The 14,927-nt window shown below is 65.7% G+C and carries 16 protein-coding genes and 1 tRNA gene; 9 read left to right on the forward strand and 8 right to left on the reverse strand.

Annotated elements, in window-relative coordinates:
• Positions 1 to 25 precede the first annotated feature (25 nt).
• Positions 26 to 928: an alpha/beta hydrolase gene (locus tag AB0F41_RS07465; protein WP_357421924.1), complete on the reverse strand. Its 903-nt coding sequence runs from the start codon at positions 926 to 928 to the stop codon at positions 26 to 28.
• A gap of 183 nt (positions 929 to 1,111) precedes the next feature.
• Between AB0F41_RS07465 and AB0F41_RS07470 the strand changes: the two genes are divergently transcribed.
• Positions 1,112 to 1,861 (forward strand): helix-turn-helix domain-containing protein, encoded by a 750-nt coding sequence (locus tag AB0F41_RS07470; protein WP_357421925.1) that lies wholly within the window; start codon positions 1,112 to 1,114, stop codon positions 1,859 to 1,861.
• Positions 1,862 to 2,324: 463 nt separating this feature from the next.
• Here AB0F41_RS07470 and AB0F41_RS07475 read toward each other — a convergent pair whose 3' ends face one another.
• A complete protein-coding gene (locus AB0F41_RS07475; RefSeq protein ID WP_357421927.1) occupies positions 2,325 to 2,630 on the reverse strand; it encodes a hypothetical protein in 306 nt (101 codons plus the stop codon).
• Positions 2,631 to 2,789: 159 nt separating this feature from the next.
• On the opposite strand from AB0F41_RS07475, the gene AB0F41_RS07480 reads away from it, so the two are divergent.
• Complete coding sequence (locus AB0F41_RS07480; protein ID WP_357421928.1) at positions 2,790 to 3,959, forward strand: helix-turn-helix domain-containing protein; 1,170 nt, start codon at positions 2,790 to 2,792, stop codon at positions 3,957 to 3,959.
• A gap of 297 nt (positions 3,960 to 4,256) precedes the next feature.
• Here the strand turns inward: AB0F41_RS07480 and AB0F41_RS07485 are convergent, their stop codons facing one another.
• The 4 genes from AB0F41_RS07485 to AB0F41_RS07500 form a co-directional block, all read right to left on the reverse strand.
• Positions 4,257 to 5,042, reverse strand: coding sequence for a hypothetical protein (locus AB0F41_RS07485; protein WP_357421929.1), 786 nt, complete (start codon positions 5,040 to 5,042; stop codon positions 4,257 to 4,259).
• A 345-nt stretch (positions 5,043 to 5,387) separates the two neighbouring features.
• Positions 5,388 to 6,119 carry a tyrosine-type recombinase/integrase gene (locus tag AB0F41_RS07490; RefSeq protein ID WP_357421930.1) on the reverse strand — a complete coding sequence of 244 codons (732 nt, stop codon included), beginning with the start codon at positions 6,117 to 6,119 and terminating at the stop codon, positions 5,388 to 5,390.
• Between the two features lie 97 nt (positions 6,120 to 6,216).
• Positions 6,217 to 6,290, reverse strand: a tRNA-Ile gene (locus tag AB0F41_RS07495).
• 145 nt (positions 6,291 to 6,435) lie between these two features.
• A complete protein-coding gene (locus AB0F41_RS07500) occupies positions 6,436 to 6,759 on the reverse strand; it encodes a hypothetical protein (RefSeq protein ID WP_357421931.1) in 324 nt (107 codons plus the stop codon).
• Between the two features lie 82 nt (positions 6,760 to 6,841).
• Between AB0F41_RS07500 and AB0F41_RS07505 the strand changes: the two genes are divergently transcribed.
• A complete protein-coding gene (locus tag AB0F41_RS07505) occupies positions 6,842 to 7,291 on the forward strand; it encodes a nitroreductase family deazaflavin-dependent oxidoreductase (RefSeq protein WP_357421933.1) in 450 nt (149 codons plus the stop codon).
• A gap of 576 nt (positions 7,292 to 7,867) precedes the next feature.
• On the opposite strand, the gene AB0F41_RS07510 is transcribed toward AB0F41_RS07505, so the two are convergent.
• Positions 7,868 to 8,194 carry a hypothetical protein gene (locus AB0F41_RS07510; RefSeq protein WP_357421935.1) on the reverse strand — a complete coding sequence of 109 codons (327 nt, stop codon included), beginning with the start codon at positions 8,192 to 8,194 and terminating at the stop codon, positions 7,868 to 7,870.
• A gap of 256 nt (positions 8,195 to 8,450) precedes the next feature.
• Between AB0F41_RS07510 and AB0F41_RS07515 the strand changes: the two genes are divergently transcribed.
• Positions 8,451 to 8,960, forward strand: a complete 510-nt coding sequence (locus AB0F41_RS07515) for a hypothetical protein (RefSeq protein ID WP_357421937.1) — start codon at positions 8,451 to 8,453, stop codon at positions 8,958 to 8,960.
• Between the two features lie 126 nt (positions 8,961 to 9,086).
• Positions 9,087 to 9,755 (forward strand): VTT domain-containing protein, encoded by a 669-nt coding sequence (locus tag AB0F41_RS07520; RefSeq protein WP_357422055.1) that lies wholly within the window; start codon positions 9,087 to 9,089, stop codon positions 9,753 to 9,755.
• Positions 9,756 to 9,819: 64 nt separating this feature from the next.
• Here AB0F41_RS07520 and AB0F41_RS07525 read toward each other — a convergent pair whose 3' ends face one another.
• Complete coding sequence (locus AB0F41_RS07525) at positions 9,820 to 11,352, reverse strand: aldehyde dehydrogenase family protein (protein ID WP_357421939.1); 1,533 nt, start codon at positions 11,350 to 11,352, stop codon at positions 9,820 to 9,822.
• 239 nt (positions 11,353 to 11,591) lie between these two features.
• On the opposite strand from AB0F41_RS07525, the gene AB0F41_RS07530 reads away from it, so the two are divergent.
• The 4 genes from AB0F41_RS07530 to AB0F41_RS07545 are packed head-to-tail and all read left to right on the forward strand — an operon-like array spanning position 11,592 to position 14,737.
• A complete protein-coding gene (locus tag AB0F41_RS07530) occupies positions 11,592 to 12,050 on the forward strand; it encodes a DNA-binding protein (RefSeq protein ID WP_357421940.1) in 459 nt (152 codons plus the stop codon).
• Positions 12,050 to 12,523: a Zn-ribbon domain-containing OB-fold protein gene (locus AB0F41_RS07535; protein ID WP_357421941.1), complete on the forward strand. Its 474-nt coding sequence runs from the start codon at positions 12,050 to 12,052 to the stop codon at positions 12,521 to 12,523. The genes AB0F41_RS07530 and AB0F41_RS07535 overlap by 1 nt, the downstream gene beginning before the upstream one ends.
• Positions 12,516 to 13,586, forward strand: a complete 1,071-nt coding sequence (locus tag AB0F41_RS07540) for a lipid-transfer protein (protein WP_357421942.1) — start codon at positions 12,516 to 12,518, stop codon at positions 13,584 to 13,586. Before AB0F41_RS07535 ends, AB0F41_RS07540 begins: the two co-directional genes overlap by 8 nt.
• A complete protein-coding gene (locus AB0F41_RS07545) occupies positions 13,583 to 14,737 on the forward strand; it encodes a thiolase domain-containing protein (protein WP_357421944.1) in 1,155 nt (384 codons plus the stop codon). The genes AB0F41_RS07540 and AB0F41_RS07545 overlap by 4 nt, the downstream gene beginning before the upstream one ends.
• The last annotated feature ends 190 nt before the right edge of the window (positions 14,738 to 14,927 follow it).

A 14,927-nucleotide genomic window follows, 5' to 3' on the forward strand; every position in this document is an offset into this window, starting at 1 on the left:
TCAATCAGCAATACTCGTTGCGGGTTCACGCGAGGCGGTCAAGGATGGCTGCCAGCTCGCGTGCTCGCAGGATGACACCCACGTGTCCGGCCGCCATATCATGGACATCATCGAAGGGGTTGTTCGGGGTGATGCGATCGGCGTCGTCGATCATTTTCCTCGCAAGCGCCGGAGAGATCACGTTATCGCGGGTGAGGCGGATGTAGGTGTGAGGTATCCGTCCCCATGTGTCGGCTTCAACTCGGGCGTCGGCGAAGCTGGTCTGTGCGCCGTCTTCGGGTTGCATACCGTAGTTGATCACCGTCAATGTCTGTTCCAGAGTGGCCTCGGGCATGTTGGTCTGCCGAAAGCCTTCCAGTGCCGCAGGATCGGAGGACCGTGGGTTGAACCGGATAATGCCGCGGGCTACCGGTTCCATACCCAGAAATAGCGAGTGCTCGGCATTCGGGACCGGCACCTCTTTCATGGCCTCGGGGGTCTGGCTCAGCGCCATCGCGCTGGGGGCATCCGGCGTGGAGGGGCAGAATGCGGAGAGGTAGACCATACGTTGGATGGCTTCGGGTATGGCATTGCCTACCAAACCGATCGTCACGCCCCCGAGGCTATGGCCCACAAGGATGACCGGTCCGTGCCGATGCGCCTTCTGCACTACCTCGATAACGTGGGAAACGTTGTCCTGCACAGTAATTGTGGACATCGTAGCCGATGATGCGACGAAGGCCGCAATGTCTTGCGCCTGGTAGGCCATCGGTATCGAGGCGTCGAGCCCGTGTCCGGGTAGATCGACCGGCAAGCTGCGGTGGCCGAGCAAGGCCAGCTCACGAACGACGGGTGCCCAATAGAAGCTGTTGCTGGTCAGGCCGTGTACGAACACGAACGTCGGAGCGGCTGTCGCTGTTTCGCCGTTGCGATGGGCGGGGTCGGGCATCGAGTTCCTTCCGGAGTGCAATGTTCAGTCCGAGCTGAACGATAGATCCCTTCCATCGACGTTCAACGGTAATCTTCGTGCAAAGCACGATTTACACAGCTGGGGTCAATATTCGCATTGCAATGGGCATGCCGAGGAATGCAAGAATGAGCAGTGTATTTGCAATGAGCTGCCGTCGAACGCATGCCGGCGCTGAACGATGACGTCGACAAGGAGCCACTCATGCCGGGAGCCCGACTTACCCTGCAGGAACGGGAATGCATCGCCGCCGGACTGGCCGAAGGGTCGGGATACACCGAGATCGCACGTCAGCTCGCGCGGCCGGCCTCGACGGTCAGTCGCGAGGTGACCCGCAACGGTGGTCCGAATCGGTATCGCGCCGACCGAGCACACCGGGCAACGGCAACGCGATCGCGACGGAGCAAACCGACCGCGCCTCCGCGATCGGCACCAACAACCGCGCCTGAACGTGACGATGCCGTGCTCGCCTTCGCAGCCCAGTTCACCGAATTGTTGATTTACGACGGGATGCCTCGCATGCAGGCCCGAGTACTGACCTGCCTGCACCTTACCGACTCCGGCAGCCTCACCGCCGCCGACTTGGTGCATCGCCTCGGAGTAAGCCCGGCATCGATTTCGACAGCTATACGTGCGCTCGAACAGCGAGACCTTATTCGCCGGGAACGCGATTCGCCACGCCGCGACCGCTACTACATCGATGATCGAACCTGGTATCGCACCACGCTCAACCTTGCCCGCGCCTCCCAGGAAAAGGTCAAGGCGGCGCGCAGCGGCGCCGAAATCCTCGGCGCAACGACCCCCGCAGGCCTGCGGCTGACAGAAATCGGCCGATACCTCGACTACCTCGGCCGCGAGATGATCCATGCGGTGGAGCGGTGGCCCGCATCAGGGGCACCACCCGACGGGCGCTGATACCCGGCAACTCAACGACGCCCACTCTGAACCACACCCAATTCGGCCTTACAGTGCGTTGCCAACCGCGCCGAGCCGGTACTGCGCGGAGGGCCGTGGCCGATCAGGTGTAGCTGCTTGCCAAGTGCAGCGAGCCCAGGCGTGAAGAAGCTCGGGAACGGTGGCCGTGCTGTCGAGGCCGCGGACTTCGCGCCCATCGAGATCTGGTCTCGCGGGGGCATGGTGGCGGTCGCTGGTGTTTCGTAGTCAAGCGGACGCTGACATTGCACGCAGAGCAGCTTTGCATGCATGCGTAAGAGTTCATGAGTTGCGAATCAACGAGAGCGGGAGCCGCGCCGCGACCGGCAGACGTTGCCGCCGTGGCTATCTCGCTCAGCCGGTTGCTCGCCGGGCACCGGTAGGACAACGGCCAGCACCAGCACGGCCAGCGGGAGCCCCGCCGCGACCACGAACCCGAGCGCGATCAACGCCCGTCCCCGACCATCGACCACCGGGCGAAGGACAACCGGGGTAGCACCGTTTCCACGTCGGCCACGTCCATTACCCGGTTCAACTCCAGCGGGCCGAGGTGGTCCGGGCCGGGGATCACCACGGCGTCCACGTCGGCAGCGCGCACCTGATCGAACAGCGGGAGTATCGACGTCACGTCGGGCCAGATCACCAGGTAGCCCAGGTGTCGCGCCAGACGTTGAACCTGCGCCCGGTCCCATGCCAGCGAAGTGCTGACATCCAGATCTACGTATCCGAGTGCGGTCGGCCGGTAGCGCATCGGTGTCCCCTGTTCCCTTAGCCCCTGCGGTTGGTGTGCACCCACCGCCGAGGACCCGAACGCCCGGCGGCGGGGCTGAAATCACGCTAAGCGGAAGGGTTTACGCCCCATAGGAATTAGGCGTCTACAAGCGTCTACACACCCGGTTACCCTGGTGTGGTGGAAACCGAGCCCATCACCGGCGCGCGTCTCCGCGCCGCACGTGAGGCGGCCGGGCTGAGCTTGTCCGCCATGTCCGCGCGGGCCTACCTGAGTAAGCCCCTGCTCGGGATGCTGGAGACCGGACAGCGCCGGATACGTCCCGAACATGTCGCCGCCTACGTCGCGGTGCTCGGACCGGGCTCGCTCATGTTCACCGAACAGGAGGACGGCGAGCAGGCGACAACCGAGTGGTTTCAGCGCGTCGCCGCCTCCGACGTAGGTGGCGACACCCTCGACCGTCTGGAAATGGCGGTCGACGATCTCGCGGCGAGCTACCCGACTACACCACCGGGTGAACTACTGGTGAGGATTCGCCGGCATCTCGGCTACGCCGCGCGGTTGATGGACGGCAAGAAGACACTGACCCAGCATCGCCGATTGCTCGTCACGGTGGGCTGGCTGTCGCTGCTGGCAAGCACGTGCCATATCGACATCGGCGAACTACCGGCCGCAGCAGCACGCGGGCACCTCGCATGGAACCTCGCCGAGGAAGCGGAGCACCGCGAGATATCGGCGTGGTGCTTGGAGACGCGAGCGTGGCAGCAACTCACGGACGGCCATTTCGCCGTCGCGGCCGAACTGTCGCGCGCCGCGCAGGCCATCGCGCCCGAGGACAGTTCCGCCTACATACAAGCGACCGCGCAGGAGGGACGCGCGCTGGCGCGACTGGGAGACAGCACAGGCACATACGGCGCGCTACGCAAGGTCTCCAGACTGGTGTCCGGCCTCCACACCCCGGACCGGCCGGAGCATCACTTTCGGTATGACCCGGCGAAGTCGGACGCCTACGTCGCGACGACGTTGTCATGGCTCGGCGACCCAGCGGCCGAGTCCTACGCCCGGAATGTGCTCGCCGACCTCACCGGCTCGACGTCCGTCAGGCCGCGCCGTATCGCATCGGCGAACCTGGACCTGGGTCTGGCGCTCGTCGCCGCCGACAAGCCCGAGGAGGCGGCAGACGTAGCGCTCGCCGCCGTCACCTCGGGCCGGTTGGTGCCGTCGAACTACTGGCGCGTGTCCGAAGTCGTCGCCAGGATCGAGGACAGCGACCGGACCGACGCCGCTACGGTGCGCGAAGCCTTCCGCGACACCTACCCCGCGACCTCGGCAAGCTCGCGCAGCGGGTAGGCGTGGTGCCCGCGTAGGTCCACCGCCTCCGAAAAGGCGAGTGGGATAGCAGTTTGGCTACTGCTATCCCACTGCTATCCCACAGGTGTTTGCTTCCACGACCCGGTCAAACCACTCGACCTGACCTGGACTTTCTTCGTGGGGCGGGTGGGGCTCGAACCCGCGACCAATGGATTATGAGATCAAACACTCCGAGCGGTGTCCTGACCTGGCAATACGCTGCTCAACAGCGGGCGTCGAGGCAAAATACATTGCTGTCAGTCAGCGCCGTATTGATCGGCGGCCAGAAATCCCGAGCTAATACTGAATGCTGGAGCGTTCCTGCCGAAGGTACCCGACCTCGTGCAGCAGCCATACCGCCGTCCCCACAGCAACGCTCACATTATCCCGCTTCGCGCTCACACGCATCGACACCAGACCTGGTTCGCGTGACTCCAAGATCTCTTGCTCGGAATGGCCAAGTACGACCCAGGGACGGCCGTGTGCGTATCCCGAACACAGCTGCCACATGTACATGACATTCGGCACCGGCCCGTGTGTGTCCGTGTCCTCTACCATCGCGGTGCTGGTGAGCCGTCGTGTGGCCTCGTTCGGATCCAGACCACGCCTCGACGCCACACCTGTAACCAGCGCCAGCCTGCGTTCGATGCCGTCGTACCCCAAATCTTCCCGCGCGGACAGCGCATTCGCTTGATCCCTGAAATTTTTTGTGTACCACCGCAGCGCCCTGGTAATCCGCGTATCTCGGCTGTGTGGGTGAAGGATCCAGTACGCAGCGGCAAGCGTTTCGAGTGCGCCGCGGACGAGGACATAGGGCGCAACCGTGTGAAGAATCTGCTGGTCGTGTACCAGCGATTTCACCGCGTGTAGGGCGTCGACGGCGACATCGATATTGCTGTCCACGGAGTGGGATACTCGCCACGGAGCGCTCGCTCTGTCGTCGCCGGCCATACTTGAGCCCGGCGCGATATCCAGGGTTTCGAGGGTGACGACCCGCTTCCGCCATTGCTCGATCATCAGCGCCAGATCGTCCCAGTTCGGGATGTCCCGTTCCCTCTCATACTCCGAATGCTGCTCTCCCACACCCCTATCCAACTCCTGTCAAGTCGGCCGCGCACCCCAATTTCCTGGCGTCCGCGCCATGACCGCACTCATCACTATCGGCGGCCAGACTAGGCGTTTGATACCTCGTCTTCAGCCACCAGAACGTCCCCCAGGTGAGTCGCACTGTCGCACGGTCCCCCCATTCACTGAACCACCACGGCAACAGATTCTGTTCGTGGCTCGGGAGATTTAACCCCGGCCGCGGCTTCACCTCCGCCGCGATCGCCCCGAGACGATCCATGATCCGGCAGCAGTCCCTCATCCACCGCATAGAGGCAAGCACATCCGACATTTCGTCTTCGGTGATCGAGTCGAGATGGGTCGTCATCTGTGACCACGCCACAGCATCGGGTCCATCGTCGTCCGGTATCTGTCGCCAGCTGAGTTCGCCCGGATGCCCGTCGGGTCGTTCTTCGCCCCGGAATGCTTGGCACGGACACGGAGGTATCTCCGCAGCGCGGTCCGCGTCTTGTCGCCGAACGGACACGTTCGCGGTCGGCCACCCTTGCCTATCACCAACACGGTGTTCTCGTTGAAGTCCAGCGAATCGACTTCCAGCGGTGCGAGTTCGCCACAGCGCATGCCGGTATCGGCGAACAGGCGAATGATGGCGTTGTCCCGACGGTCGACGAACTCGACGCCGTCACACTCGGCAAGGAGGGCTTTCACCGCGTCCATACTCGGAACGGGGACCTTCTGCTCTGGCACTGCCGGCGGGCTCATCTTGTCGAACGGGTTGACCTCGATAATCTCCTCGGTCGTGAGGTACTTGAAGAACTGCTGCAGCGAGCGGTACTGGCCGCGGGCATACTCGGGCGAGAGCGGTTCGCCGGTGCGCTGATTCGGCCGCGTCAAGAGATCCTCGATGTAGGCGCCGATGTGGTCTCGGGTGATCTCCGGCGCCTCGGTCGGCAGCTCCTTCGCTTGGAGGAAGTCTGCGAAGTACCGGATTCGGGTGAGGTAGCCGTCGATCGTCTTCGGGCTCCGGTTCTTGCGCCGGAGCTCCGTCGCGAAGTCCTCCGCCAGCTCGCGTATGTCGTCCAGATCCATCCCCATGGCTGGATTCTACCGGCAAAATACATTGCTGACAGAGCGCTGTTCTGGACAAACTCGGCTGTCGAGTTCCGCATTCCCGCTGGTAGGGCGTCATTTGTGGGGCGGGTGGGGCTCGAACCCACGACCAATGGATTATGAGTCCACGGCTCTAACCGACTGAGCTACCGCCCCTCGTTGCGACCGGGGGTCGCAAGAGTCGGATGGTACCCGCTCGGCGGTACGGTCGCCAATCACCGGACCGGGGTGAGCGCGCAGTGAGGGCCCGGTGAGGGTGGCGAATCGGGGCGGTCGGCCGAGTGTCCGCCGCCCCGGACCGTCACGGCCGGCCGCAGACCCGGTTCAGCTCGGCGGTGTAGGGGTTCAGGTCGGTGATGTTGTCGTCGACCAGCGCGTTCGCGTAGGCGGTGATGACTGCCTTCTCCTCGCCCTGCGCGACAATCGCCAGACCGTTCAGGCGATCGGACAGCGCTGTCGCCGCCGCGGCGTCCATGGTGCCGCCGCTCATATCGACCGTGGTGTTGACGAACTCGATGGCGCGGTCGCACACAGGCGATTGGGCCTGCGCCGGGGTGGCGGGCAGGAAGAGCAGAAGGGCCGCGGCCGCTGCGAGCGCGGTGGCGACGGACGTCGGTTTGATCATATGGCTTCAATCCCTCTCAGAACCCGGCTGGAGAATGATGCCACAATGCGTCCGGAGGGCTGTCGTCAGCGAAGGAGGGGTTGTGGCCGGGTTGTTCATCCAGGCGTTGCGGGCGCATCAGTGGGTGTACGAGAAGAGCGGCGGGCTGGTGGGGCATCGGCTGCTGTTCGGGAATCCGACGCTGCTACTGCGGACCGTGGGACGGAAGACGGGGTTGCCGCGGACATCGGCGTTGACCTATGCCAAAGATGGGGCGGATTTTCTGGTAACCGCCTCGAACGGCGGGTCGCCGCGGCCGCCGGGGTGGCTGGCGAATGTGAAGGCGCGGCCGGAGTGTGAGATCCGGGTGGGGCGGCGCGCGTTACCGGTTCGGGCTCGGGCCACTTTGCCCGATGATCCGGAATACGCGCGCCGCTGGGGGTTGGTGGACGCTGTGAACAAGGGCCGGTACAGCGAGTACCAGAAGAAAACGAAGCGTCCGATTTCGGTGGTGGTGTTGACTCCTGTGAACGCTGCGGGTCAGTCGGAGTAACTCTCCGAACCGGCCCGCACCCGCTCTCTGCGCGCCGTCAGATCCGCCGGTGGCCGGCTGGCGAGATGGACTACGGAGGCAACGAGAATCAGGATTGCGAGTACTACCAATGCGGTAACCACGCGCAGCAGAGTAGTGATCGGGGGTGGACGTCGCACCCGAGAACTGTCTATGGTGCGCGTTTGCGATGCCGCTTCGGGCTAGACCGATTTGTCGGAAATGACGGATTTACGCCTATCGCTGATACCCGCCGGATATTTTGATACACCTCACGAAAAACCCTGCTGGAGTGTGAAATCGCCCAGTTCCGGACGATATCGAATCGGTACCGGGCGGGAGACACGCCGGAAGAGGCGATGTTCCCACTGCGGGCAGGCATTCCAATCGGGCGGGCAAAACTCTGTGTGGTCCTACAAAGGGTTTCGCTATCTCCGCACCGAATATTACACGCAACTTGAGGTTACAGCCAAAGTCCCTCGAAAATACTTCTCTCGCCATCCGATTCAGAGGATTTCCCGGGCCGGCAAGCAACCGGCGGGTGTATTTCTCGTGGGGGCGAAGCGCGACCGGCTCGGCCTAGGAAGAACCGCCACCGCCGCAGCTACTTCCACCGCCGCCGCCCCCACAACTACTACCGCCACCGCCGCAGCTGCTCCCCCCACCGCTGCCGCCGCTTCCTCCGCTCGAACCCGGCCCGGGATCGCCGTGATCCCACGGAGCCGAGCCACTGTCGCCGGTCCAGTGATGGCTACCGGAATAGGTTCCCGCGGAGTAGGCGCCGCCACGCCTCCGCGGCGTCCTGTTCGTGGTCGCCTTGACGATCGCGTAGATGATGCCCGCCACCGAGCCGATACACAGCGCGCCGAACACGACAATGACGAACAGGCCCAGCAGCAGATCCATTTCTCAACGGTATCGGGGAATCCGCGCGCGAGCGGGCCGTCGACCCGTATCCGATCAACCCGAGGCCCGGCAGGTTGCTGCCGGCGCCCACGCGCACCTGGCCAAGCGCATCGAGGCGGGTCTCTTATACCCAGAACCTGCCGGAAACCGGCAAGCGACTGTCGGCGGCCCCGACAGCGGCGCGTCAGCAGCAGTGACGACGATCCCGGCCGCCCACAGCCCGGGCCCGGAAGCGCGCGGCGGGGATAATGGTGACGTGTTCACCTTCGCCGGACCTCGCCGCCGCGGGATCGACCCCGCCGCAGTCGAACGCGCGGTCGGCGAACTCGAACTCCCCGACGCCGTATTCAAGACCTGCCCGTGGCAACCCCGCGAACTCGTCGAAACCGGACTGCGCCAGTGGTTGCGCTGTTGCGGGCCGGCGATGGCCGACGATCAGGTGATCGGGATGCCGTCGCATGCCGTGGACGAGGCCTGGCACGGTTTCATCCTGTGCACCCGGCGGTACGCGGATTTCTGTGATCGCGCCTACGGGCGTTTCCTGCACCACTATCCGGAGGGTTCCGATACTCCGGTGGCCGGGCAGGGTGATATGGCGAGTCAGCTGGGCCGGACCGTGGTGGCGTGGTCGCTGGTCGCCCGGCCGGGCGAGCAGTGTGTGCTGTGGGATCTGGACTCCCGGCTGGGCCTCGACCACCCGTGGGGTATTCCGGCGGAACGGGTAGCGTCGATACAGGAGTCGATGCGGCAGGCCACCGCGCCCTGATCGGCTACCCGGTCGCTACATCTTCACTAATCGGGCAATCCGGAAACATCGCCCGGACGGCGCTGCGGTATCTTCGGCGGGGTGAGTTACTCAGCCGCAGCGGCGGCCACCACCGAACTTGCCCTGATGCCGGGATTCCTCGACCCGGTGAATCTGCTCAATTCGTTCGGCACCTGGGTGCTACTGGGTCTGCTGCTAGTGGTGTTCATCGAGTCGGGTCTGCTGTTCCCGCTTCTGCCCGGCGACTCACTGCTGTTCACCGCCGGACTCATCGCGGCGTCCAAATCCGCCGAGATCGAACCCTTCGCACCTATCGGGGTGCTGCTGGTTCTGATACCCATCGCGGCGATCCTGGGCGATCAGGTCGGATACTTCATCGGCGCCCGGGGCGGGACGGCGTTGTTCAAGAGCGACGACGCGAAGATCTTCAAGAAGTCCTATATCGACGAATCGCACGCGTTCTTCGAGAAGCACGGGCCGATCACCATCGTGCTGGCCCGGTTCGTACCCATCGTGCGCACCTACGCGCCGCTGGTGGCGGGTGCGGCGAAGATGAAGTACTCGGTGTTCCTCACCTACAACGTGGTCGGCGGCATCGCGTGGGGCGCGGGGGTCACGATGCTCGGCTATCTGCTCGGGCAGATCGCGGTGGTGCGCGACAATGTCGACCTGATCTTCCTGCTGATCGTGGCCGTCTCGGTGCTGCCGATCGTGTGGGAGGTGTTCAAGCGGTACCGCTCGGGTCGCAAGGCCCCCGCGAACAGCGACGACGAACCGGCCGACCACCCGGCCTGAGAAACAGCACTGTGGCCCGGTGTACACCGGGCCACAGTGCTGTGCGGAGTCGATCGCGCCGGGGTCAGCGGACCAGGCGGCGCAGGATCTTGTTACCGAACAGCGTGCCGATGGTCTTCTCCAGCGTGGCGGCGGTGGCCTCGCTGTAGGGGTACCAGATGTTCTCCTTCTTCAGGCCCCACCGGTCCAGCAGTACCGGCTGCGGATGGGTGAAACCGCGCAGCGCGTCACGGCCGTTCACCAGGCCCATACCGCTGTCCTTGCGGCCACCGAACGGGGCCTCGGCGACGCCGTAGATCACCGAGGCGTCGTTCTGCACCACCGAACCGGTCTTGAGCTGCTTGGCGAGCCGGATGACCTTGTTCTTGTCCTTGGTGAACACGCTGCCGCTGAGCCCGTACTGGCAGTCGTTGGCCATTTTCACGGCCTCTTCCTCGTCCCGCACGCGCATGATGGCGACGATCGGGCCGAAGGTCTCCTCCTGCATGATGTCCATATCGTGGGTGACGTCCACGACCACCGTCGGCTTGAAGAACACACCCTCGGCGGTGTCGGATTCACCGCCCAGCAGGATGGTGGCGCCCTTGGACCGGGCGTCCTCGACATGCTTCTCGACGATCTCGAGCTGGCGGTCCCAGAACAGCGGGCCGACGTCCTTGCCGGAGCCGTAGGTCACCTCGGCGGCGCGTTTGCGGACCTCTTCGATGAACTTGTCGGCGATGCTGTCCACCACATAGATCCGCTCGACCCCGACACACACCTGCCCGGTGTTGAACATCGACAGGTACACCGCGCCGAGAGAGGCACGGTCCAGGTCGGCGTCGGCGCAGACGATCATCGCGTCCTTGCCGCCCAGTTCGAGGGTGCAGGGGATCAGCCGCTGCGCGCACGCCGCGGCGATCTTCTTACCGGTGCCGACACTGCCGGTGAACGAGATCTTGTCGATATCGCCGTTGACCAGGGCCGCGCCGGTTTCGCCGTCACCGTGCACGACCTGCAGGACATCCTTCGGGACACCGGCCTCGTGCAGGACCTTGACCGCCCATTCACCCGAATGCGGGGTGACCTCGGACGGCTTGAGCACCACCGAGTTGCCGGCCAGCAGGGCCTGCGCGATCGGGTTCAGGGACAGGATGAACGGGCCGTTCCACGGGGTGATGACCCCGACGACGCCGAGCGGCTGGTAGTTGATGACGAGTTTCTTCAGCGGCAGCATGTAGCCGTGCAGGCGCCGGTTCTCGTCGGCCAGATCCTTGGGCGCGCGACCACTCCAGTAATTCAGGAAATCGCAGGCCGGAACCATTTCCACGGCCAGCGCCTCGACCCGGGGCTTACCGGTTTCCTGCATCACCGTGTCGACGATCTCGTCGCGGCGGGCCAGCAGCACCGAGACCGCGTCGCGGATGATGGCGGCGCGCTCGGAGATCGGGCGCGCGGCCCAGCCGGGCTGCGCGGCGCGCGCCGTGGCCAGGGCCGCCGCCACATCGTCGGCCGTGCTCACCTCGATCTCGCCGACGCGCTCGCGGGTAGCGGGGCTGCGCAGCTCGAGCCGGCGACGTCCGTCGGCGGTCGGCTCCAGCTGTTCAACGATGGCCATGGTGATCTCTCCTCATCGAGGAATTGGAACAGGTTCTACTTTAGTTCGGAGCTTACGTCATGGCCGCGAGCCGCGCACCGAGGATCGCCCGGACAATCCGGGCGCTTCGGCTATCGACGTAGCCACCGAACTATCAACTGATTCAATCAAGTGATTGACACGAGCGGGTGGCGGGGGTCACCATCGAGGCGCGGCACCGGCAGCAGCGGACCGCACTCACCCCCTCGGCAGGAGAGGCGATGTCAGCCGAATCCCCGGACGCGAGTCTCACCGCGCCCTACACCATCGAATTCCCGTACAACAGAACCGTCGGCGCGAAGATCGGCACCTTCCTGGGCGGCCTGCGCGACGGCGAGCTCTACGGCGTGCGCACCGGCTCGGGTGCCGTGCTGTGCCCGGTCGTGGAATTCGATCCGGCCACCGGCGCCCACACCGGCGAGCTGGTGCGACTGGACCCGACCGGCACCGTCACCCACTGGACCTGGGTGCCCACCCGCCCCGGCGACGAGATCGACGCCGACCATTTCGCGTGGGCGCTGATCACCATCGACGGCGCCGAGGGCGGTTTCTTCCACGCCGTGGATACCGGCGGCGACCCCGCCCGCCTCACCTCCGGCCTGCGGGTGACGCCCCGCTGGCGGGCGGAACGGGTGGGCAGTATCCGCGATATCGTCTGCTTCGAACCGGTGGAGTCGTGATGAGCACCCTGCCCACTCCGGTGGAATCGTTCACCAGCCCGCACAAGGTGGATTACACCTTCGTCGCCGGCACCGGACGGTCCACCTTCCTGCGCGGACTCGCGCACCGCACCCTGCTGGCCCGCCGCTGCGGCACCTGCGAACGGGTGTACCTGCCCGCACCGGAATTCTGCTCCCGCTGCCTCACCGAACTGTCCGAACCGTTCGAACTCGGCGGCACCGGCGTGGTGAAAACCTTCTGTGTGGTGAACTTCCCGTTCCCCGGCCAGATGATCGACCCGCCGTATCTGGTGGCCTATATCCAGGTCGACGGCGCCGACACCACCCTCATGCACCTGATCCGCGAGGTCGAACCGGGCGAGGTGCATATCGGCATGCGGGTGGAACCGGTGTGGTGCGCCGACGAGGACCTGGACACGTCCATGAACAGCATCCGCTACTACCGGCCGATCGCAGGAGGAACCGATGCGTGATATCGGGGTGGTGGCATTCGCCCAGTCACCGGGAACGGCGGCCGATCGTACCGACGATATGGCCGAGATCCTGCTGCCCGTGATGCGGGAGGCCCTCGCGACGGCGGGGATCGACCGCACCGAGGTCGATTTCTGGGCGTCGGGCAGCCACGATTTCCACGAGGGCCGCACCTTCGCCTATATCGAATCGCTGGACGCGGTGGGCGCCTGGCCGCCGATCTCGGAATCCCATGTGGAGATGGACGCCGCGTGGGCCGCCTACGAGGCGTGGTCGTGGCTGCAACTCGGCGAGGGCGAGATCGCGGTGGTCTACGGGATCGGCCGCGGTTCGCTGGCGAGCGATCTGGACCAGGTGACCGCGACCCAGCTCGACCCCTACTATCTGGCGCCGCTGCGGCCGCATCAGGACGCGATCGCCGCGCTGCAGGCGCAGGCGTTGATCGCGGCCGGGGCGCTGGACGAGAAGCAGATGGCCGAAGTGGTGGCCCGGGCGCGGGCGGGTGCGGTCGGCAATCCGGCGGCGCAGGTGTCCGGCGCGGTGACGGTCGACGACCTGCTGGCCGCGCCGTATCTGGCGTCGCCGCTGCGGGAACACGATCGCGGACCCATCGGCGACGCCGCGGCCGTGATCGTGCTGGCCGCCGGCGATACCGCTCGCCGGCTGGCAGAACGCCCGGCCTGGGTGCGCGGCGCCGACCACCGGATGGATTCGCACTATCCGGGCACCCGCGATCTCACCCGGGTCGATACCGTCGGACTCGCCGCGGAAAAGGCCGCCCGGCAGGCCGGTTTCGGCGCCCGCGAGGTCGGGATCGCGGAACTGCACACCGAGTACAGCTATCAGGAACCGCTGCTCGGCGAGGCGCTCGGACTGGCAGCCGTCACCATCAACCCCGATGGCGGGCCGCTGGTCGCCCGCCCCACCACCGCGACCGGGCTGATCCGGATCGGGTCGGCGGCACAGCACATCCTGACCGGTCGCGCGGACCGCACCCTGGCGCACGCCACCAACGGGCCCGCGCTCCAGCAGAACATGATCTGCCTCATGGAGGGAGACCGATGAAACTCGCGGTCGTCGGAATCGGACAGAGCAAACAGGCCAAGAAGCGCAAGGTCACCATCGGCGCGATGGTGCGCGAGGCCGTGGACGAGGCGATGGCGGACGCCGAACTCGAATTCGGCGATATCGACGCGATCGTCCTGTCGAAAACTCCGGATCTCTTCGACGGGGTGATGAACCCGGAGCTGTATCTCGCCGATGCGATGGGGGCGCGCGGACTTCCGGTGACCCGGGTGTTCACCGGCGGCAGCGTCGGCGGCCACGCCGCCATCTACGGAGCCCATCTGGTGCAGGCGGGGCTGGCGCGACGGGTGCTGGTGGTCGCGTATTCGAAGGAATCCGAAGGCGATTTCACCTGGGCGCTCTCGCGGGGTCTGCCGTTCAGCGCGCAACTGGGTGCGGGCGCGGGCGCGCATTTCGCGCCGGTGATCCGCGAATACATCCGCCGCTCGGAGGCTCCCGAGCACATCGGATGGCAGATCGCGGTCAACCACCGGCTCAACGCGACCCGTAATCCCTACGCGCATATCCAGCTTCCGGATATCACCGTGGAGCAGGTGCGGGAATCGCGGATGCTGTGGGATCCGATCCGGTTCCTGGAATCGTGCCCGTCCTCGGACGGCTCGTGCGCGGTGGTGATCACCGGCGAGGACGACGCCCACCACACCGGCCGCCCGCCCGCCTGGATCCACGGGATGGCCTGGCGCACCGAAACCGGGCATTTCGCCGGACGCGACGAGGTGAACCCCGAGGCCGGCCGCCAGTGCGCGGCCGAGGCGTACCGGCAGGCCGGGATCACCGACCCGGCCCGGGAGATCGATACCGCCGAGCTCTACATCCCCTACAGCTGGTTCGAGCCGATCTGGCTGGAGAACGTGGGCCTGGCCGAGGTGGGCGCGGGCTGGAAGGTGGTGGACTCCGGGAGTACGGCGTTCGGCGGTGCGCTGCCGATCAACCCGTCCGGCGGGGTGCTCTCCGGAAACCCCACGGGCGCGACGGGTCTGCTGCGCTTCGCCGAAGCGGCCATGCAGGTGCGCGGGACCGCGGGCGACCACCAGGTCCCCGACGCCCGCCGCGCCATCGGGCATGCGATGGGTGGTGCGGCCCAGTTCCACGCGCTGTGGGTGGTCGGATCCGAACCGCCGACCTCCTGACCGGGCCGATAATCGCGGACACGCCGACGACCCGGTACCTGCCGCACCCTGTGCGGGGGCCCGGTAGGAGGCCGGTACCCGGCATCGGCCAGTGGTTCCGGCTACCGGAACGAACGACAAGATGCGCCCGGCGGCGGCAACAACACCGGGCGGCACACAACACACCACAGCGCGGGATACGAAGGCCCGC

It is taken from the genome of Nocardia sp. NPDC024068, from assembly GCF_040638875.1.
GTDB lineage: Bacteria > Actinomycetota > Actinomycetes > Mycobacteriales > Mycobacteriaceae > Nocardia.

Bases quoted from the DNA above. Each gene is read 5' to 3' on its own strand.
- AB0F41_RS07465 (WP_357421924.1), bottom strand. From the start codon at position 928: ATGCCCGACCCCGCCCATCGCAACGGCGAAACAGCGACAGCCGCTCCG.
- AB0F41_RS07470 (WP_357421925.1), top strand. From the start codon at position 1,112: ATGCCGGCGCTGAACGATGACGTCGACAAGGAGCCACTCATGCCGGGA.
- AB0F41_RS07475 (WP_357421927.1), bottom strand. From the start codon at position 2,630: ATGCGCTACCGGCCGACCGCACTCGGATACGTAGATCTGGATGTCAGC.
- AB0F41_RS07490 (WP_357421930.1), bottom strand. From the start codon at position 6,119: ATGGGGATGGATCTGGACGACATACGCGAGCTGGCGGAGGACTTCGCG.
- AB0F41_RS07500 (WP_357421931.1), bottom strand. From the start codon at position 6,759: ATGATCAAACCGACGTCCGTCGCCACCGCGCTCGCAGCGGCCGCGGCC.
- AB0F41_RS07510 (WP_357421935.1), bottom strand. From the start codon at position 8,194: ATGGATCTGCTGCTGGGCCTGTTCGTCATTGTCGTGTTCGGCGCGCTG.
- AB0F41_RS07520 (WP_357422055.1), top strand. From the start codon at position 9,087: ATGCCGGGATTCCTCGACCCGGTGAATCTGCTCAATTCGTTCGGCACC.
- AB0F41_RS07525 (WP_357421939.1), bottom strand. From the start codon at position 11,352: ATGGCCATCGTTGAACAGCTGGAGCCGACCGCCGACGGACGTCGCCGG.
- AB0F41_RS07530 (WP_357421940.1), top strand. From the start codon at position 11,592: ATGTCAGCCGAATCCCCGGACGCGAGTCTCACCGCGCCCTACACCATC.
- AB0F41_RS07535 (WP_357421941.1), top strand. From the start codon at position 12,050: ATGAGCACCCTGCCCACTCCGGTGGAATCGTTCACCAGCCCGCACAAG.
- AB0F41_RS07540 (WP_357421942.1), top strand. From the start codon at position 12,516: ATGCGTGATATCGGGGTGGTGGCATTCGCCCAGTCACCGGGAACGGCG.
- AB0F41_RS07545 (WP_357421944.1), top strand. From the start codon at position 13,583: ATGAAACTCGCGGTCGTCGGAATCGGACAGAGCAAACAGGCCAAGAAG.